General features: G+C 52.9%; 17 protein-coding genes. 9 read left to right on the plus strand and 8 right to left on the minus strand.

Annotated elements, in window-relative coordinates:
- Positions 1-37 precede the first annotated feature (37 nt).
- The 4 genes from Poly41_RS11145 to Poly41_RS11160 all read left to right on the plus strand — a co-directional run bounded on the left by Poly41_RS11145 (position 38) and on the right by Poly41_RS11160 (position 3349).
- On the plus strand, positions 38-505 hold the full coding sequence (locus tag Poly41_RS11145; protein ID WP_146526252.1) for a rhodanese-like domain-containing protein: 468 nt from the start codon (positions 38-40) through the stop codon (positions 503-505).
- Positions 506-678: 173 nt separating this feature from the next.
- Entirely contained in the window at positions 679-1791 is a 1113-nt protein-coding gene (locus Poly41_RS11150; RefSeq protein WP_197231219.1) for a recombinase family protein, read from the plus strand.
- Positions 1782-2813, plus strand: coding sequence for a hypothetical protein (locus Poly41_RS11155; protein ID WP_146526254.1), 1032 nt, complete (start codon positions 1782-1784; stop codon positions 2811-2813). The genes Poly41_RS11150 and Poly41_RS11155 overlap by 10 nt, the downstream gene beginning before the upstream one ends.
- The gene (locus tag Poly41_RS11160; protein WP_146526255.1) at positions 2810-3349 is read left to right on the plus strand and encodes a hypothetical protein; all 540 of its coding nucleotides are present in this window, start codon (positions 2810-2812) and stop codon (positions 3347-3349) included. The genes Poly41_RS11155 and Poly41_RS11160 overlap by 4 nt, the downstream gene beginning before the upstream one ends.
- Positions 3350-3606: 257 nt before the next feature.
- Here the strand turns inward: Poly41_RS11160 and Poly41_RS11165 are convergent, their stop codons facing one another.
- Entirely contained in the window at positions 3607-4878 is a 1272-nt protein-coding gene (locus tag Poly41_RS11165) for an FAD-dependent oxidoreductase (protein ID WP_197231220.1), read from the minus strand.
- 622 nt (positions 4879-5500) lie between these two features.
- The gene (locus Poly41_RS11170) at positions 5501-6826 is read right to left on the minus strand and encodes a PQQ-binding-like beta-propeller repeat protein (protein ID WP_146526256.1); all 1326 of its coding nucleotides are present in this window, start codon (positions 6824-6826) and stop codon (positions 5501-5503) included.
- Positions 6827-7376: 550 nt separating this feature from the next.
- Here Poly41_RS11170 and Poly41_RS11175 point away from each other — a divergent pair.
- Both Poly41_RS11175 and Poly41_RS11180 read left to right on the plus strand, forming a co-directional pair.
- Positions 7377-7940 (plus strand): ECF-type sigma factor, encoded by a 564-nt coding sequence (locus tag Poly41_RS11175; protein ID WP_146526257.1) that lies wholly within the window; start codon positions 7377-7379, stop codon positions 7938-7940.
- 86 nt (positions 7941-8026) lie between these two features.
- Positions 8027-11392 (plus strand): WD40 repeat domain-containing serine/threonine protein kinase, encoded by a 3366-nt coding sequence (locus Poly41_RS11180; protein ID WP_146526258.1) that lies wholly within the window; start codon positions 8027-8029, stop codon positions 11390-11392.
- 184 nt (positions 11393-11576) lie between these two features.
- Here the strand turns inward: Poly41_RS11180 and Poly41_RS11185 are convergent, their stop codons facing one another.
- Entirely contained in the window at positions 11577-12905 is a 1329-nt protein-coding gene (locus tag Poly41_RS11185) for a serine hydrolase domain-containing protein (protein WP_146526259.1), read from the minus strand.
- A 413-nt stretch (positions 12906-13318) separates the two neighbouring features.
- Here Poly41_RS11185 and Poly41_RS11190 point away from each other — a divergent pair, with 413 nt between their 5' ends.
- Entirely contained in the window at positions 13319-14305 is a 987-nt protein-coding gene (locus tag Poly41_RS11190; protein ID WP_146526260.1) for a hypothetical protein, read from the plus strand.
- 142 nt (positions 14306-14447) lie between these two features.
- On the opposite strand, the gene Poly41_RS11195 is transcribed toward Poly41_RS11190, so the two are convergent.
- Positions 14448-14720, minus strand: a complete 273-nt coding sequence (locus tag Poly41_RS11195) for a toxin-antitoxin system HicB family antitoxin (protein ID WP_146526261.1) — start codon at positions 14718-14720, stop codon at positions 14448-14450.
- 376 nt (positions 14721-15096) lie between these two features.
- On the opposite strand from Poly41_RS11195, the gene Poly41_RS34855 reads away from it, so the two are divergent.
- Together Poly41_RS34855 and Poly41_RS11205 are read left to right on the plus strand one after the other, a co-directional pair.
- A complete protein-coding gene (locus tag Poly41_RS34855) occupies positions 15097-16314 on the plus strand; it encodes a class I SAM-dependent methyltransferase (protein ID WP_231615587.1) in 1218 nt (405 codons plus the stop codon).
- Between the two features lie 46 nt (positions 16315-16360).
- A complete protein-coding gene (locus Poly41_RS11205) occupies positions 16361-16729 on the plus strand; it encodes a hypothetical protein (protein ID WP_231615588.1) in 369 nt (122 codons plus the stop codon).
- Positions 16730-16766: 37 nt separating this feature from the next.
- Here the strand turns inward: Poly41_RS11205 and Poly41_RS11210 are convergent, their stop codons facing one another.
- From Poly41_RS11210 to Poly41_RS11220, 4 genes are all read right to left on the minus strand, one after another.
- The gene (locus tag Poly41_RS11210; RefSeq protein ID WP_146526263.1) at positions 16767-17228 is read right to left on the minus strand and encodes a hypothetical protein; all 462 of its coding nucleotides are present in this window, start codon (positions 17226-17228) and stop codon (positions 16767-16769) included.
- A gap of 4 nt (positions 17229-17232) precedes the next feature.
- Positions 17233-17502, minus strand: coding sequence for a toxin-antitoxin system HicB family antitoxin (locus Poly41_RS11215; protein ID WP_146526264.1), 270 nt, complete (start codon positions 17500-17502; stop codon positions 17233-17235).
- A 260-nt stretch (positions 17503-17762) separates the two neighbouring features.
- Complete coding sequence (locus Poly41_RS33990; protein ID WP_197231221.1) at positions 17763-17909, minus strand: hypothetical protein; 147 nt, start codon at positions 17907-17909, stop codon at positions 17763-17765.
- A gap of 217 nt (positions 17910-18126) precedes the next feature.
- Positions 18127-19014: an IS1096 element passenger TnpR family protein gene (locus Poly41_RS11220; protein ID WP_146526265.1), complete on the minus strand. Its 888-nt coding sequence runs from the start codon at positions 19012-19014 to the stop codon at positions 18127-18129.
- Between the last annotated feature and the right edge of the window lie 3 nt (positions 19015-19017).

The raw sequence follows: 19017 nt of genomic DNA on the forward strand, positions 1-19017 counted from the left end.
GTTGCGAAGGTGGTCGTGGATAGCGACCTGAATCGTGATGTCACTTGGCAAATTGATCATCGGGCTTTGTAACGCTGGTTTTGGGGCGATTGAGGTGGTTCACCGATGTCTTGGGAGGCCAGAGGTTAGGACGATCACGACGTCGGATCTTCATTCTGCGATGAATTCTGATCGCACGCCTCCGGTGCTGGTTGATGTTCGCAGCGATTCAGAGGTGGCGGTGTCTCGAATTCCCGGTGCCATCACGCAACAGGAATACGAGAAAGAGGCGGAATCGCTAGCGGGTCGGCATGTTGTCACGTACTGCACGGTAGGCGGACGCAGTTATCTGTATGCTCGGAAACTTGTTGCCGCCGGCGTCGATGCGACGAACTATCGTGACAGTATTCTGGGTTGGTGCCGCGATGGGCTGCCGCTTGAGTCACCCGACAAACAGCCAACCAAAGCCGTGCATCCTTACTGGCGGATCTTTCGTGTTCCGGATCAGTACGACGTGAAGACCTGAACGCTGATGTTGGGGCGGTCTTCCGCAACGTGTGACAAAGTCTCCGAAATCTGGGCGACAGGTGAGACTTAGCCGCTTGAGGTATGTGGGGTGCTTCTCGTAACTGTCTTGTTGGTACCACGAACGTTGGATTCGCGGTTACGGCAGAGACTTTTACAGTTGGAGCATTCATTTTGGATAACTGGTGGGAAATCGGTGTGCCCGATCCGGATGCGCCTGCGCTCGTTCGAGCGGTGGCGTATTACCGGCACTCGGCACAAGACCGACAGGAAAACTCGATACCGATTCAACAGGATCAGGTTCGAGCGTGGGCGCTAGAACATGGCGTCGAAATCATCCGTGAGTTCTGTGACGCGGGACGATCGGGGCTGAACTCCGAAGGACGACCGGCGTTCACGGAGATGATGGAGGAGTGGATCGCTAAACGCGATGACTTTGAATATGTCCTGTGTTTAGACGTTAGTCGTTGGGGGCGTTTTCAAGACATTGACTTGTCAGCCCAGTTCTCGGCGATCTGCAAGAAGAACGGTAAGCAGGTTATCTACACGACGATTGGCAAGCCGAAAGAGAACGATCCGCTCTATCCGGTTTACGTCCAGTTCGAGCGGTTCCGCGCTGCTCAGTACAGTCGCGAATTGAGTGACAAGGTTTGGCGCGGCTGCGTAAAAATAGCCGAGCAAGGTTACCTTGCCGGCGGTCCGCCGCCATACGGTTTGTCGCGGCTATTGCTCGATGAGAAGCGCGAACCGCTGCATGTGCTGGAGGCTGGTCAACACAAGGGCATCCAAAACCAACGGGTGACGTTGGTCGAAGGAACGCCGGAAGAGGTCGCGGTGATTCGCCGGATCTTTGACGAATTCGTCGATAGGGGGCACTCGGAATACAAGATTGCCGAGGGACTCAACAACGACGGGATTCCTTCGCCGAGCGGCGGGCGATGGGGAGCTGGGAGCGTGATCGCTCGACTGCGAAAAGAGAAGTACGCCGGCACGATGGTTTACAACCAAACCTCCGGAAAACTGAAAACGCCAAAGCATCCAAACCCGCCGGAGCAATGGGTTCGGACACCGGAAGCATTTACCGGCGTCAATGGTCGAAGCAAGCGGTTGTCCACGCGATTCGTGATCGTCATCGCCGTGGCCAGTGTTTGTTGCGAACCAATCGTGACGATCGCGCTCTGTACGAGGCCGGCAAACACTGGTTTGGAAGGTGGACGGCGGCCCGTGAAGCGGCTGGTTTCCCGAAACCCATACGTAAATTCTATACAGCCGATGAAGTGCAACTGAGAATCATTGAGCTGTATGAGCGAGAGAAGCCGATCACGTTTAGTTCGCATGGCGACGAAAAGCTGCGTCGTTCGGCAAGGAAACACTTTGGTGGTTGGCGACGCGCGGTCGAGTCACTCGGGTTAGCGAGTGAGCTGCGTAAATCATGGACTCGTCCCCAAGTGATTGAAGCGATCCGGGTGCGGCGTGCGGAAGGGCATCGTTTGTTCAAGACTTACGAGGAAGACCCGTCGCTATTTCGTGCCGCGAGAAAGCATTTCGGAAATTGGCCCCGCGCGATGCAGGCGGCTGGAATTGAGATGCAATCGCGACAACGATGGGATAAATGCCGTGTGATTGAGCGACTGAAAGAGCTTGTTGAAACGTATCCGGGTGGGAACATTCGTCAGCTGGATCCCTGCGTGGTCGGCCCCGCGGAAAGACGATTTGGTTCGCTCGAAAAAGCGATGCAAGCCGCCGGCATTGAGCCGCCACGACGACGTTGGACCGAGAAACGAATTATCAGGACGATTCAATCACACTACGCTATAGGGAGTTCAATTCGAGACGCTGGCTTCGGCGACGATCGTCTTGCGAGAGCCGCAAAGCGTTGGTTTGGAAGTTGGGACAAGGCAGTTGCGGCAGCGGGGTTTGCTGATTGCATCGAGGTTTACAAACCGCCGAAACAATGGACGGCGAGCGGTGTGATTCGGGCGATCAGGAAGTGGCGAGCTGACGGTAAATCGTTCAAAGATATCTGGATGGATAACACTGGACTTGTCAACGCCGCCAAGCATCATTTTGGTAGATGGCGAAACGCCGTTGAGACAGCCGGCTTTGAAATCGAAAATCGTGTTTGGACACGGCAAGAAGTCATTGCGGACATCAAACAACGACACTCGGTCGGTCACTCGCTCAACAGCAGCCATCCGACCAACGTCAACCTCGTACAAGCAGCGCGTCGCCACTTTGGTTCGTGGTCACGAGCCAAAATTGCCGCCGGCGTGCAGTCCAAGTCCGGAAAGTCGAGGAAGCCGCGATGATCCGCGAAACCATCATCCGCAACATCGTCAAGCGTGACCTCGCCAGAGAGAGTTTGCTCGAAGACGACGTCCTCCGCGACGATGAACTGCTCCACGCCGCTGCGTGTGACGAGTTCGGTGCGTGGACAACGGCACTCACCTACGCCGGCGTCAGCATACACCACGTTGGCCCACGTCGCGACCTCACGCAAGCCCGTGTAGAACAACAACTCCGCCGACTGTGTACGACAGGCTACGACCTCGGGGCCATGGTGAACCGAAGTCGGGACCGCGCGCTCTATGAAGCGGCCCTCCGCTACCACGGCACCTGGCGAAAGGCTCTCACGGCATCCGGCATCAACCTAACGAACGTCTCCCGCCGCCGTCCGCCGCACATGGATCGCAACAAAATTTTGCACTGGATCAAAGAGCGTCATGCGGCTGGGCAGAGCATGACATTCTCGAGTGTTTGCTTAGAAAATCGGGACGTCGCGTTGGCGATCAAACGCACCTTTGGAAGTTGGAAAGCAGCAATCGTAGCGGCCAACGTAGAGTGACTGACGTATTTGCATTCGAAGAACGGTTTCGGAAAGACTGCCGCCCCAATTGCAGACGTTAGTTCGGCCGAGATACAACGATCTCGATAGCTTGAATGACCGGTTTTCGCAGTGTCTAATGCGCGGCAGAGTTTTTTGAATGGAAGGCTTCAGAGAATTACAGCGGCAAAAGCGTACTTAGGTTGCAAATGCGGAGTCAGATTGCACCCAAATATCGAGATCGCTAGTTGCAAGCGATTGGAGTCCGTGGATGCCGTCTACGCCTGACTCGGAACGATGGCACTGTGTTCGCGAAGCAGCTTGTGAATTTCGGCGATCGGTACTTCCAGAGGCGTCGTTCCGCTCTTTGCAGCAAGCGAGGCGGCCACGCCAGCAGCCTGCCCCATGCCCATGCAAGAAGCCTGCACCCTGAGTCCGGAATTGGCCAGTCGATCACTGCTAACACAACGTCCTGCAACGATGATGTTGCGGCTACCTTTCGGGACCAGCGCGCGTAACGGGATCGTGGGCACGGTGCTGGGTTTGAGCGGTTTAGGTTGAACACCGCTTTTAGAATGAAGGTCGACTGGATAGAAGGCGTTAGAAACGGCATCCTCAAAAAGCCGCCCAGATGTGTAGTCGTTCACAGTGATCACGGTCTCGCCTTCGATGCGGTAACTCTCGCGAAAGCCAGGTTCCGGCTGCAGATGCATCAGTCGTTTCTTATCATTGCGGACCTTTGCAAGGACGGCCTTCCGACCGGTCAGACAGGCTTCCGTAACTGTGCGGGAGTTCGACGAATCGGCGCCATGAATGTAGATCGCATCCAGCCGATCGCGTCCGGGATTGTTAGCCTCTCCCAGTTGCAACAGCATAGAGCCCGGCTGGGTTTCCTCTTCACGAAGCCGTGGCAACTTGAGCATACCGACCACCTCTGCTCCACCGGTGCAGTCAATGAGCTGCTTGCAGAGCACCCGTCGCCGGGTGCCGAATCCCACGCAGTCGACTAGCCAGCCAGCGGCTGTCTTTCCAATCGCCAGCGGAAACTCGTGATACGCAATCCGGACGCCTGCCTGCTCGCACTTCTCCTCCGCAAGTATGGCGTAGAGGAACTGATTGACGTGTATCTGATTATGCCAGTGACGCTCCGGGACCTTCGCAAAGTTGGGAAACGTCCCGCCGTCGAGTTCAACGCTATCCTTGACTAACTCCCAGCCAATTCCCGCAATGATCTGCTTGCCCCAGGCATCAAAAAGGCCCGGGAAAGCGACACCACCGGTCGTCGTGGTACCACCAAGTTGGTGGTTGCGTTCCAGGAGCATCGTTTTCGCGCCGGCCCGCCCCGACTGAATCGCCGCCACCGTTCCCGCAGTGCCGCCGCCGACCACCAACACGTCCACTTCATTCGTAACATTAACATCAGTCACGCCGGGTTCGGCGGCAATCATAACATCGGTTGTCGAAGTGATCGCAAGTCCCGCTCCCGCCGTACCGAGAAAGGACTGTTGAATAAAATTGCGTCTGTCTGTTTGCTTGTCGTTATCGTTCATGACTTTCGGTCTGTGGTTTCTCACGATTCGTTCTCGTTCAATGGTCTCCCCGAACTCTCTCTCTTGCCGTTTAATCGGCCATGGCTGATCGCCCACGTTTGCAGCCCAAGTCTAACACTTTACATTCCGTTTTGTGTTTCTGACCGGGTGTCGCGTTGACAAATCACCAAGTTCCATGCGTTCGGCCCGAGTGCTCAAAAACTGAAATGAGCACTTTGGCCGATGAAACACGAGTTCGGATCGCGTCTTGATTCCAGTTCTCGGTCGAGATCGACACATTTTTGAAGAAAAGCATTGCAATACTGCGATGAAAACACCTGAGAGCGCAGCAGTTTCCAAACCAATTTTATTGATCAGTCCAGTTGCTTAGTTGGCTGACGCCGACAAAGCATCCAGCCCGGCTGAGAGGTGTCGATGAATAATTTGAAAGCATGCTTTCGATGGTGTATCGTGTTCGGCTGAGTATTTTGACCCGACGGATTCAGTATTTGTTTCGTATCCTGCTGAGTGGTAGAATACGAAGTCACATTGTCATAACCACCTGTCGTTGATTCGTTAACTTTCTTTCAGGCGGAGACCACTCATGGGCCAGCAACCACTCGCAATCAAGCGTCGCGATTTCTTAAGAGTCGCAATGGGCTCGCACGTCATAGCACCACAACTGATCGTGATATCGCAGGTACAGGTGACCGTCCAGCAGGACCGGATGAGTCCACGCATCCATAACCCGTTTCTCAACAAGCTTCACTCGTCCCGTGATCTCGGGGCCATCAGGCGTTAGTTTTAGCAGAGTCACTGTGCCATCGATTTCCCATGTAAACAGCTTGCCTTCAGCGTAGACCGACGCACTGGTGATCACATCCTTTCGTTCATGTAGCACCTTGCCCGATTCCCAGTCGACTGCAAAGAGCCATTTGTGTTTGGCGTAGCCAGCACCGTAGAGCACCCCGTCGACAAGAACGTTGCATCCAGTAACCGTGTCGAGTGGAACTGACCACGTCAGCGAGGGAGTTCCATCGGCGCTCCGTTGCGTCAAATCGAATTGCCGTCCGTCATCGGCACGGGCATTAACACAGTAAATCCGATCATCGTGGTAAACCGGCGTCGCTGTGTTGACCCCATACGGATTGGGCATGGGGACAGTCCACACGATCTGTCCGGAGTCCACATCAACGCCAAAGGCGTGCGCAGCAGAGCAACCGGCGATGAGACGCTTACCGCGCCAGGTGAAAAACAGCGGCGAACAATAAGAGGTCGCTTCGTCGCCAATCGGTTTGCTCTGCCAGGTAACATCACCCGTGTGTTTGTTTAAAGCTACAACCAATGTCCGTGGACCGCCGACGGTCACGATGACGTTGTCGCCGTCGACGACAACACTTTCGCTCAAAGCCCAGCGGATATTCGCTGCTCCAAAACGCTGGAGCATTTGCTCAGCCCATAACTCCTTGCCAGACGAAGCGTCAAGGCAAGCAAGTCGACCGTGAGCGTTCAGCAGATAGAGTTTGCCATCGGAGTAGGTGCATGATGCCCGCGATCCGGGATAGGGCCCGTCCCAAGAATCGCCGTTGGTCGTCTCCCATTGCAGGTTGCCCTCACGATCGAGTGCATACACGACCAACTTATCGTCAACGTCGCCTGTAACGTAGATTCGTGGACCAACAATAATCGGCGATGACCAACCATGTCCGAGGTTGTCAACACTCCAAACGAGTCTTGGACCGCCCCCAGGCCATTTCTCAAGCAAGCCAGTTTCGTCCGTAATGCCGTCACGGTAGCGTCCACGAAAAGACGGCCAATCAGGTTCCGGTGACGGGATGATACCCGTAGCATGCGCATCGCTGTTCACCGTGTTTGGCCTGTCAGCAGCCAGCACCCGCGCGTTCGTTCCGCTCCCCAGAATAATGCTTAGGGCACACAATACAAAAACGTGACGACGGCGTTTACTCATTCTCGGCACATCCTGTGAAGAAATCTCGAGTTTCAAACGCGGCGAATCACGTTGGAGGACGCGTGGCTACACGATTCGCCGCTGGCAAAGGGACCATAAGCGGCCAATTTTACTGTAATAATCCTCGCGGTACAAACCAAGTGAATGAGGATTCCAATGGCAATTAGCTGACTCAAACCACCTTCGGCGGACGTGAGATGTGAAAACTTGAGGGTTGGGGAGGAAGTTCACAGTGTGCTTCGGTCGGCGTCCACCGCACATGGATCGCAACAAAATTTTGCACTGGATCCAGGTGCGACATGCGGCTGGGCAGCGCATGACATTCTCGAATGTGTGCTTAGAAAACCGAGACATCGCGTTGGCCGTCAAACGGACGTTCAAGAGCTGGAAAAACTCGCTCATAGCAGCGGGTATCGACAAACGGCCGGTGAGTTAGCTACACAGCGAGAAATCGCCACAACGTTTCCCGGTGTAGCGCTGGCGATGGAGCACCCAGATAACGATATGTGTACAATCATTGTCCTCGCACGCATCGATGAAGGTTCCGGTCATGACCGAAGTTACGCAGATACTCTCCGCGATTGAACAAGGTGATCCCCTCGCGGCTGAGCAGTTGTTGCCGCTGGTTTATGGCGAACTCCGTAAACTGGCTGCCGCTAAGCTGGCGAACGAACAGCCCGGGCAAACACTGCAAGCTACGGCGCTGGTGCACGAGGCGTACCTTCGAATGGTTGATCAAACGTCAGCTCAGCAGTGGGATGGCCGCGGACATTTCTTCTCGGCTGCCGCCGAGTCCATGCGCCGGATTCTGGTGGAGCGAGCGAGACGCCGAAAAGCGGAAAAGCATGGGGGGAAGTTAGAACGGATTGAATTTGCGGATCATCACCTGCTGGCAAGAGACAAACCCGACGAGATTGTAGCACTCAATGACGCACTCGATCTGCTTTCAGTACAGGACGAGGAGGCGGCAGAGTTGGTGAAGCTATGTGTCTTTGCCGGTTTTTCCGTCAACGAAGCCGCCCAATTGATGGGAATGTCTCGGGCAACTGCATACCGACAATGGTCGTTCGCTCGGGCTTGGCTGAAAACCAAGATCGCTGAAGAAGGATCTTAGACGACGAGTTTTTTCGGAATTTTGAGACAAACGGCTCCATAATCTCGCATTGTTAATCGAACGCCCAATTTCGCGGAGAGAGGACCATGACGGAATCGACCGAACAAGCCAAACAACTGTTTCTCGAAGCCATCGAAAATCATCCTCCGGAAGAATGGGATGCGTTCCTCAAGGGAGCTTGTCGGGAGAATCCAGAACTTTTCCGTCAGGTTGAAGCGTTGCTGAATGCGCATCGCGACAAGGACAGTCTTTTCGAACTACCTGATACGAAACTCGATCCGCCAGCGGACTCACACATAGGCCAGATGATCGGCCCGTTCAAAATCCTTCAGCAAATCGGTGAAGGTGGGTTCGGCGTTGTCTATATGGCGGAGCAAATGCGACCGGTCCGACGGAAGGTTGCCCTCAAGATCATTAAACCGGGGATGGATACCAAGGAAGTCGTCGCCCGCTTCGAAGCCGAGAGTCAGGCCTTAGCGATGATGGACCATCCCAATATCGCCAAGGTCCATGACGGTGGCGAAACCGAATCGGGGCACCCTTACTTCGTGATGGAATTGGTCAAAGGTGTGCCCCTGACCACGTTCTGCGATGAGAACAAGCTTTCGACGCAAGTTCGGTTGAAGCTCTTTCAATCCATATGCAACGCCATCCAACACGCTCATCAGAAAGGCGTTATTCATCGGGACATCAAGCCATCGAATGTGTTGGTGACGCTGCACGACGGTCAACCGGTGCCGAAAGTAATCGATTTTGGCGTGTCAAAAGCGATTTCGCAGCCGCTGACACAGAAAACGCTCTTCACCGCCTATGGCCAAATGGTCGGTACGGTTCAGTACATGAGCCCTGAACAGGCCGAGATGAGCGGACTTGATATTGATACGCGTAGCGACATCTATTCACTAGGTGTTCTGCTTTACGAACTGCTGACGGGAACAACCCCACTCGATCCAGCTCGCCTACGGCAAACGGCCTACGCCGAGCTTCAACGACTGATTTGCGAGGAAGAGCCTCCCAAGCCATCCCGTAGGCTGAGCACGCTAGGCGAACAAACTGTAAAGATAGCAGCAGCACGTGCAGCAGATCCAATCTCGCTCAACAAATTGGTAAGCGGTGAATTGGATTGGATCGTGATGAAATCTTTGGAGAAAGAACGAAACCGGCGCTACGACAGTGCCCGAGAGTTGGCGCAGGATATCGAACGATTTCTCGGCAATGAACCCGTCAGTGCGTGTCCGCCGTCAACCACTTATCTGCTCAGGAAAACCATACAACGTCACCGAGTCCCGGTGCTTACGGGAATGGCCGTATTCGGACTACTTATCATGGGTATCGCGGCAATAGGCGCCGCATTGCTGCATGCAAATAGCGAGAAACAAATTGCAATTATTGCTAAGCAAAGAGCGGAGAAGCTAAAAGAAGACGCTAGACAAGCGAATGAATCATTACGAGATCTCGGGAACACACGAACAATTGCCCTGGCATTCGATGCTTTTAACAGCGGAAATGCGACAAAAGCACAAACACTGTTAGACACGTTTCAACCACCAATTGGCGATTCGAGGTCAATCGCTTGGCGTTTTCTAACTAAACGTTGCCAGGAACAGCTTGGAGACCGCGAGCTTTTGCACGAAGGCAAGATGAATGCCTTTTCGTTTGACCCACTCGGTGAATTTGAGGTGTTTTGGAATGAAGGTGATGTGGTTGGCCTATCTATGGGCTCTGTGGAGAAAACCATTGATCTAGCCGATTTTACTAAGCGGGAATCGGCTACGGTTAAAGAAGTCAATCAAATAAAGATTTCAAGTGATGGTTCCAAAATGTTGCTTCCCTGCACTTTGTCAGACGATACCGGTGAGTTGCACCTCTTCGACATTTTGCGAGAGGGAGGGCAGATCACAACGAAACATGTGGGCACTCTTTCCTCCCCATCACCGATCAAGTCTGCGGATATTGACCTATTGCAAAGACAAATCGCTGTACTTGAAGGCGATGGAGATTTGGTAATGGTTTCTGCCGACACGGAAATGGCTGTGAAAGCGTCGACCAATGCAGGGGTGGAAGTACAGAGATATGGAGGTGTTTGTTTTACAAGAGACAAAAAATACTTGGCTGCATTCGCCTGGGAGGATTTTGGTGATGTACACGTCTTCAGAACAGATGATTTTTCCAAGACTTGTACGATTCCACAAAACGGTAGAATCAGGAACCTGTGTGCTTCTCCCTGTGACAACAGTCTCCTCATTTGTGGTAATTCAGGAACTGAGATTTGGGACATCGAAAAAGATGCACCTGTTCGACGTCAACGAGTCAATTGGCAGCGATCAGGAGGTGGTACATACATCGATGAAGGCAAGTACTTAGCTATTTCGCATGGGGATGGATCTCCATTGAAAGTTTTCGATGGAAAAACCTTTGAACTAGTTGCAAAGTTTAGCTGCGGAGACTTCCGCGATGCTCCCGCGAGCTTCCAGCTTGTTGATGGGCAATTAAGGTGTGTTGACTGGTCAGCAATTAATGTTTTTGATCTTGGAAAAAAGATCTCTCAATCGCTCGATTCAGATGGGTGGTGGTATGCGCCGCTGGACACTGCAAACTCCCTTGTTGCTTTCCCTGTAAGCCACCAAAGCGTCCAGATTTTTGATGTTGTTTCCGGGAAAACCTGGTTCGTTTCACCTACGGGAACGATCAATCACATCACTGCCATTTCACTTAGTGATGATGGAAGAAGAGTTGCAATGGGGTGTCGTAACGAACAGCTTGACGGCGATGCAAATCCCTCCAGTGATTGCGTTCAGGTGTGGGATATTCATGAGAACGTGCTTGTCGAAGAGCGTGCGATCGATGGGTTTTGCTGGACGTTGGAATTTTCTTGTCGATCGAAGGACGAGCTCTTAGTGTCGACAATGGGCAATACGTTTCTTTGGAATCTGAAAACGGATAAAACTCGCTCCATATCCCCGAGTGTTTCTCAATGTTGCGTCTTTTCTCCAGAAGGAGAACGTCTTTTCGTCGGAGGGTGCGTCTGGAGCGATTTGGAGAGCAAGAAACTAGATGCCACGTTATGGAATCTTGATGGGGCAAAGGAAACAGCCCTGGATTTTTCCTTTGGAAACAGGGCAACGCTTGATGCTTGTTTTTCATCCGATGGGAAATTCATCGCATATCTTGATCTCAACAAGATCAAGATCTGGAGGGATGGAGCTAACGAGAGTATTTCTGATGTCGTGGCGCCAAGCGTGACAGCAATGTCGTTGGATATATCACCAGGTGACGAATGCCTAGTCGCAGCTTCTCCCAGTGGTGAAATCACGTTTATTGATCATGAAAATGGGCAAGAAATCGGTACTTTCCGAATCGAACATCCCGTGCGACGCGTGAGATTCATGGATGGCCAAGATAGAATCGTCGTTGGAACAACAAATGGCAGAGTCTTTCACTTTGATTATTGAGCGACTCTGCGATTGCCTTCTTCCGTTGCAACGGTGTTGCCTGTCATTGGACCGTAAAGTGTAGTAATATGATCGGAATTGTCGTAGTCCGGCAAAAAAACTGGTCAAACTGTCAGTGACTCATCTGCAAAATGCCTAGCTCGCTCGGCAGATACATCCAGCCGAACACATGCTATTTTTTACGCTACTTGGCTGCAGCGAAGAACTCACAAAGTGCCCGGCACAAGTTCCAGCGGAATTTCTCCATCTCAACGTCTTGTTCGAAGATCTTTTCGAAGCTCATCCCGGCATTCTCTCGCTCAAGCCAGGATTTGGTCGAGGAGAACAAAACGATCACGGTCTTGGCTTCCGGACTGACGTACACCATCTGTCCGTAAGCGCCCACAGCGGCAATCGCGTCTTTGCCTTTTGTGTCGCGATAAAAGAAGCTGCGGTACCCAACACCCTCTGGGAAAAGCTCGCCAGTCAATGGAGATTCCTGAAGTTGCTGCACATTGCCGCTGTGGCGAATGTCTTCAATGAATCGTTTGGGGACCACTTGCTCTTCACGGGCTTTGCCGTCATTGAGCAACATCTGTCCCCACCTTGCTAAATCGCGAGCGGTGACTGATATGTGATAGGTCCAACGACCTCTAGGATCGCACACAACCTCCATCGGGTGTTCTGCACCAATCTTTTGCCACATGCGTTCGCTGGCAATTTCAGCGAAACGCTTTCCAGTGACCTTCTCTGCTGCCCAAACCAAGACAGCAGGATCGCTTTCCTTGTAGAGCATATCGCCACCATGCTTATGGCCCTGCCAAGGTTTTAGGGTTAGCAGAAATTCTCGCACGCCAATGGGGCCACCAAGGTGTTTCGCATCTGGTTGAATCGACCTTGAATGCGCCGCCAGAGAGGCTTCACGACCAACAGCGTCGTCATCAACATAGGTGTAATCAACTGCGCTGAGCATGTCGAGTATTTGTCGAACGGTTGCACCGGCATAGGCTGATAACGCAAGCTCGGGTACGTAACCATCACTGTCAATTTGTGCATTCTCCTTAAGCGTTCCTTCATCAATGAGACTCGAAACTACGGATGCGACGATCGACTTATTGATCGAGGCTAGGAAGTGCGGTGTGTCCGACCGCATTCCTTCAAAGTACCGCTCAACGACGATTTTGCCATCGTGCAACACAATGAATGCGTCAGCCTCGAGATGCTGAAGTGACTGCCCGAGGCTCATCGCCTCGTTTGCTTTGGTATGAAACTGAAACGACGACTCGTCGATCAGCGATTCGGGAAGCGTCCAAACCTTCGCATCGCCCGGCCTTACAGCTTGCGTCGGAAAAAGTTCCCGCATGTGCCGCATTGCCCACCGCAGTTTCTTTTGGTTGGACTCCCAATTTTCACGATTTACGGTCGTTCCATTGTTTGATTGACCGACCGCAATAGGCGAAGTTGCCAAACTAAACAGAAGAATAGCAAGGACTACTTTAATGTGATGAAACGTCGCCATATGGATTCTCGTCATATTTGTTCTCCAGCGAAATGGTTGGCTCGCGACGCGTAATCCAGGGGCTCGAAGCGGCGTGGCATGATGTCACACCCAGGGTTCTCATTTGGTTCGAGCCACTTTCTTAACGGGCGTCGCGATATAATAAGGTGCCATGCATCCCCCTTCCAGAGCGGGCCACGATTGTCTTTGTGAAAAGCGGAAATTCTTGATGGGATCGGACTTGTTGTCTCGCACCAGACATAGAGAATCGACCTTCAACTGGCGCCGGCAATGGAAAAACAATGCCGTCGGTGTCGTTGGAGACGGTTCCTTGTTTCGTGGAGGCCACTTTCTGCTCGCGTCTTAATTCGTTTGACCTGAGGCGAATGGTTTTCGCTGCTCAGGCCAGTTTTGGGTGCAACACAACACTTTTCTGATTGGAGCAATCAATGATTCGAGTATCTCTATTGGCCGCATTCGCCTTGTCTCTTTTCACTGCGAACGCGAACTCAGAACAGTTGGATCCCTACCATCAACTTCGGCTTTATGGAAACCGTGTCGTTGGCGGGTCATGGCACCTGCAAACTGAGAACGGTCCCGCTCAGGTTCACACCTACTGCTGGGCAGTTGGCCACAAATTTCTGTTGCGACATGAATGGACAGAAGGAGGACCCAATTCGTTGACGATTGTTGGTGTCGATCCTGTATCCCAGCGTCAAACAGGGTGGAGTTTTTCCGATCAGGGAGAGGTGTTCGTCGTCTCGTACGACGTTGACAGGGTTAATGAAACCGAAGACAGCTTGAAGAACTTTCGATCCAATGCAGGCGATGTTCTGGATTCGAACGGGGCAGCCAAAGTTGTTTGGCACAACGAAGACGAGTTGACCGTTGAACCTGCCGAAAATGACAAGTTACTGAATGGGAAACCCGCGGAGAAAGAAACCTGGAAACGTTCGAAAGAGGAAGCAGACACTTCTTGGATTGAAGCTGATCCACCGGCAGAAATTCCCGGATCATGCTCCATTGCTGCACATCTTGTTGGAAAGCGATTTATCGAAGGAGTCTTACCTACCAAAAAGACTTTTCACGGAAACACAGTCGTTAAATGGATTCTCGCTGGGAAGTGTTTGATTCTGACAGGGGCCACGATCAACGAAGATCAGGCAGCATTTGGAACTGTGGTGATATTTGTGGCGAACCCAGAGGGCCAACAAGGAAGATGGTGGCAATTCCAATCAGATGGTAGTGTCAACGAGATCTCGGTAACCCCTGACGGCACAACCGTCGATGGAACCAGCACCACCGGGAACGGAGACAAGATCAGTTTTCATGGTGTCTTTTCGCTGGACGGAGAGAAGGTGCGTTACAAATCTAAGCTGAGCGTCAATGGAGGCGATCCGCTTCCATACGGCTGGAGCTATCGCAAGATTGATTAGTGCGTAGTCCTGGTGAACTGCGCTTTTCTGACACCTGGATGAACGAACTGGCGTGGTTCTTTGTTGGGCCTGCACTCGGTCTTAGGACCGGGCGGAGATTTGGGGTGTCGGAGCATTCTGATTGATCAGATAGAATACTTCGTTACTGCCCCGAGATGGCTCGCTCGATCTCGGCTGGAGTCGGCTCGATTCCGCTTTGAGTCTTGGACATGAACTTCAGCACTCGTGCATGCAACTGTTCACGATCGACATTGGCTAGCCGGTCGCCCATCATCGCGAGCGTCTCGCTCTGAGCGATCGTGGCTGCAAGCGTTGCGTTGATGTAGCTGTTTAACGAAACGCCCTGTTTGCTGGCCAACTCTTGGGCCTTTGCTTTCAGGTCATCTCGCATTCGCAAGGAAAGCGTTGCCATCATCAATTCTCCAAGTCGTAAAGTGTTGTGAATTCAAGCGGCGTCATCACGTCCCATCCATGCTTGACGAGATCCCTATGTGCGAAATCGCGAACGTTATAGGTGACGATGATTGCGACTGCGGAAATGGCGGCCTCGATAAACTTGTCTTTTTCTCAACCACGGCCGCATTGCCGAGCGATCCATTAAGTGGCCAAGTCCGTCGGTTTGAAAAAGTCGCTCGGGTCGCCATGCCATTTGGTTTTCCTCACAATGATCGTGGTGCAGCAGGCTTTCTACCAAAACGACGAACCGCTAGGCCGGTCGAGCCTGGCGAACCATTGTTGTAGGATCGGGTTCGTATTGGCAACGGTTTGTATTGGCAACCAGCAGGAGCTGAATGATGGACGATGATACCTATGATGCTTCACAACCAGAGGTGACGCTTTATTCCGACGGTAAGGGGAGGTGGCTGAAGCGGGTGTGGGGCGTCCAATGCCAGGAGGAGATTCTCTGTAATGATCGCTGCCAAGGTGTCGTTGGCCACCAGGGTGATCATTGGTGCTTCCGGCCGGACGGGTCGTATCACTTTAGCCCCCACGACTGCGACCCTCGTCGCAAGCAGATCGGTTGTGGGACCATTCCGCCAGGGAATTCAGAGTATCGAACGCCGCTGGAGATGAGTCGCAATCATTTTCTGAATTTCCATGAGGACACGGAGATCACCGACGCGGAAGAAATTGCACGGCTGGAACGTGGCGATTTCAAGCCTGAAGAAAGCTTCGACCGTCCTTGCACGGAAGAAGAAATGGAGCAGCTTCGTCAGCTCGGACGATTAGAATCCGATGAGCTAACGTTACGCCGCGAGCGATCCGCGGAACTCAGGTACAAGGTGAAAGACTTTTCAGCGAAGTCGAGCACGGACGTTATTACCGCGCGTTTCGATGGCGACGTCGAGCGTTTCAGCAACTTGGAAACCGGCCAGTCCGCAACGATCGACGCTCCCCTTTCAATGCAATTGATCACCGAGGCTGCGGTGCGGCTGACACCGAACATCGAGCGGGTGTTGGACATTGGTTGTGGAGCCGGCAACAACACGTTGAAGCTTCGGCAAGTCTACGGAAAACTGTTTGCCAGCGACTTGCTCGACCTAAGCGCCACGATGCTCGCGCGGGCCAAGCAGCGGGTGAACGAGGCCGGTATCGAGGCGGTCACGACTTGGCGTTCGGATCTCCGCGATGCCGAGCTACCAAAGGAAAGCTACGACGTCGTGCTCGCCGCCGCCGTGCTGCATCACTTGCGTGACGACGAGGATTGGCGAGCCGCCTTTGAAAAGATCATCTCGGTGTTGCGTCCCGGCGGATCGTTCTGGATCACCGATCTGGTCGTTCAAGAAACCGCGCCCGTCCACGAATTGATGTGGTCGCGCTACGGCGATTACCTCGAGGGACTCGGCGGCGTCGAGTACCGCCAAAAAGTCTTTGAATACATCGACCGCGAAGATTCGCCACGACCGGTGACGTATCAGATCGACCTGCTTCGCCGCGTTGGATTCGCCCACGTCGAACTGCTGCACAAAAACAGTTGCTTCGCCGCCTTCGGTGGGTGGAAGGAATAGGGCCGTGGGAAGGAAAAAGAAGCCATTGCGGCCAAAAGTAAAACGGATGCAGCGACCTGCTCGTCTTGCTTCGGCGAAGACTTGGATGGCAAGCTATTCTGGCAAAAATATTCTTCGAGGTTACTGCGTGCATTTCGCTGTTGATTGGCGGTGTGCCGCGGCCGAATTAAAAATGCTGGGCATTAAGCTTGATCCAGCCTATCTATCTCAGCGTGAGCGAACGGAGGCCGAGCAATCGCGAAGGCGAAATGAACGAAAGCAGAAGCAGGAAGCCGATGCCGATCAGCAATGGCACCCGTACACCGATCCGCTCCTCGCCTACATCGCTGGCGACTATGAAGCTCTTCATGAGCTCGAGCTACGGCAAGCTTCCATCGATGGAGAAGAACGCGGCTGCGAAGAACATTATCCATAGAAAGGTTTGTCGCCGTTGGCAGTCGGTACGATGTCAATTACCAGAGATAATCTCGAAGGTAATCGATCGCATGGGCCTCGGCTTCATCGTGATTCATGACTTCGCCTTGATGGTTTGTTCGGAGTCGCTCAATGAAAATCCCGGTGGTTCTGGCTACGATGTTGGGATCTTTCAGAAAAGCTGAACTGCGTCCGTCGCGACTGTCATCTGGACCAAAATCTCCCGAAATCAGCGAGGCCAGAAAGAAGTTCACTGCTTGAGAGACACTCCGATCTACCGCGAGTGTGTCTGGAAAACGCTCAGCATTCCATCGTTGGGTCAAGCGTTCGCTTTCAGCCAAGGCTGATGAGTCATGGCGAGCAACCGAGAGCGTAAGATCCAGTTCTCGCGCGGAACCGTTGCCTCCTAAGCTCTCCAGGTAGAGCTTTTGGTCTTGGCGTGTCTCCGTCTGAGATTTGTGAAGCAAGATTGCAAGCTGCTCGGAAGTGATGGATTGCATTGCGTTATCGTTTTCCAATCGCTCGCTCGATCTCCTCCGGACTTGGTTCCGGTCCGGTTTGAGTTTTGGACATGAAATTCATAACCCGCGCGTGAAGTTTTTCGCGATCGACGTTGCTCAATCGGTCTCCCATCATCGCAAGAGTTTCGGCCTGTGCGACAGTCGCCGCGAGCGTTGCGTTAATATAGCTATTGAGCGATACGCCCTGTTGGCTGGCAAGTTGCTGAGCCTTTGCCTTCAGGTCATCACGCATGCGCAACGAGAGTGTTGCCATGATTAATTCTCCAATTCGAATAGCGTAGCGAATTCAATGGGCGTCGCCACTTCCCTACCTACACACCAGTCGCAACCGAATTGACCGGCGTTCATTCAGTCGGGTTCGCACGATCGGCGTTGGTGGGCCGAGTATCTCTACTTCATAACCCGAACACAGCTCACTTTCCCAGGTCCAACGCCCCGGCGAAGGCTGGCTTATTTGATTTCAGAGCACCCTCTCGAAACTGGCCCTGCCGTAACATGTTTCCTGGCAATCACTTACAGCAATACCGCGAACATCGACCGGATCTCCAGAGCGGTTGGATCCAAGTCCGGGTTGCTCATTCCGCCAATCTCACGAACTTTGGCGTCAAGCAAAAGCCGTTCCAGACGCATTTGGAACGGTAAAAAACGGCGTTTTTGCATAGTCGCTACTTAACCCGGGTAATGGCTTAGAGACTGTTTTTTCGGACTAGTTGCCCCCTTCTCAAACCGGCGGCTGGGCTGGGTTATTTGATTTGCTTCACAAAGCCCGTCTTCTATCGTGTCAAACGAAAGTCGCAGAGACGGCGTGACCACTTAAGCCGAGGGTCGCAGAGACATTGATTGATCGAGTGTGGATGCTTCGAGTTGAAAGTTGGTGTCACCACGATGGGAGCCCAACACGCATCGCTTCGTTGGTCTCATCGAGATCGAACGCCTCGGCGTCGAATTCGCCAGCCCATTCCATGAAGTCGTCGTGCTCCTCGTGTTCGGGATTACCAATCGCGTCGAGGAAGTGTTCGTAACCGTAGATCCCACCAACATCCTCGGGTGGACAATTTCGTTTTCCGGAAAGGCAGCGTGGATAGGGTATTGCCGGTTGGCGAGTTGTCGTTTTCTCGAGCAATACACTGTGCTCCCATCCGTCGCCGAAATCGTACAAATAGATGAGTCTCAGCTTCGGCCCGTGTTTCTTGATTAGGTCACTGATCTTCATCTTTCCGTACGACTTCTCGGATGGGTCGGGAAACACATCGTCCAGCATTCTCGGATCGGTGTAGCGGACTCGGCCAACCTCGAATGCGTGTAGATGAGAATTGGTCCAGCCCATCGCAGTTTGGATGGCTTCATGAAACTTGGCGAGTGTGACGTCTAGGGTTTCAATGCGTCTCCAGATTGGCGGCTTGATACCGCGGAGAGATATCTTGAACTGATAGACCGTTTGACCTGATCTCGATTGCTGGACAAGCTCCGTTTTTTTCATGGGAGTATTCGTTGAAACCCAACCAGTGACGGTGCGCGTTATTCGCTTTCCCGTCCACTTGGGAATCTCACTCCGATCGATCAGGATCTCGATCGAACGCGCAACACCAGCTTGCCGCTGGATTAGGCCTTTCTTCTCCAGCATTTTCATCATTTGGTTGACTGATGGTGGTGAGACTTTCAACGCGCCCGCGATTTCTGATTCGGCGGGCGGCAGATCGAATCCCTCGGTGTAGGCCAGTATGAACGATAGGTAGCGACCTTGAGTGGGAGTGAAACTGGGCATCGT

The organism is Novipirellula artificiosorum (genome assembly GCF_007860135.1).
In the GTDB taxonomy this organism is placed as follows: domain Bacteria; phylum Planctomycetota; class Planctomycetia; order Pirellulales; family Pirellulaceae; genus Novipirellula_A; species Novipirellula_A artificiosorum.

Coding starts and splice junctions, on each gene's coding strand:
- Poly41_RS11220 (WP_146526265.1), bottom strand. CDS start 19,014: ATGCCCAGTTTCACTCCCACTCAAGGTCGCTACCTATCGTTCATACTG.
- Poly41_RS11195 (WP_146526261.1), bottom strand. CDS start 14,720: ATGATGGCAACGCTTTCCTTGCGAATGCGAGATGACCTGAAAGCAAAG.
- Poly41_RS11210 (WP_146526263.1), bottom strand. CDS start 17,228: ATGCAATCCATCACTTCCGAGCAGCTTGCAATCTTGCTTCACAAATCT.
- Poly41_RS11145 (WP_146526252.1), top strand. CDS start 38: ATGTCACTTGGCAAATTGATCATCGGGCTTTGTAACGCTGGTTTTGGG.
- Poly41_RS11205 (WP_231615588.1), top strand. CDS start 16,361: ATGCAGCGACCTGCTCGTCTTGCTTCGGCGAAGACTTGGATGGCAAGC.
- Poly41_RS33990 (WP_197231221.1), bottom strand. CDS start 17,909: ATGCAAAAACGCCGTTTTTTACCGTTCCAAATGCGTCTGGAACGGCTT.
- Poly41_RS11175 (WP_146526257.1), top strand. CDS start 7,377: ATGACCGAAGTTACGCAGATACTCTCCGCGATTGAACAAGGTGATCCC.
- Poly41_RS11180 (WP_146526258.1), top strand. CDS start 8,027: ATGACGGAATCGACCGAACAAGCCAAACAACTGTTTCTCGAAGCCATC.
- Poly41_RS34855 (WP_231615587.1), top strand. CDS start 15,097: ATGATGGACGATGATACCTATGATGCTTCACAACCAGAGGTGACGCTT.
- Poly41_RS11165 (WP_197231220.1), bottom strand. CDS start 4,878: ATGAACGATAACGACAAGCAAACAGACAGACGCAATTTTATTCAACAG.
- Poly41_RS11190 (WP_146526260.1), top strand. CDS start 13,319: ATGATTCGAGTATCTCTATTGGCCGCATTCGCCTTGTCTCTTTTCACT.
- Poly41_RS11160 (WP_146526255.1), top strand. CDS start 2,810: ATGATCCGCGAAACCATCATCCGCAACATCGTCAAGCGTGACCTCGCC.
- Poly41_RS11185 (WP_146526259.1), bottom strand. CDS start 12,905: ATGACGAGAATCCATATGGCGACGTTTCATCACATTAAAGTAGTCCTT.
- Poly41_RS11170 (WP_146526256.1), bottom strand. CDS start 6,826: ATGAGTAAACGCCGTCGTCACGTTTTTGTATTGTGTGCCCTAAGCATT.
- Poly41_RS11215 (WP_146526264.1), bottom strand. CDS start 17,502: ATGGCAACACTCTCGTTGCGCATGCGTGATGACCTGAAGGCAAAGGCT.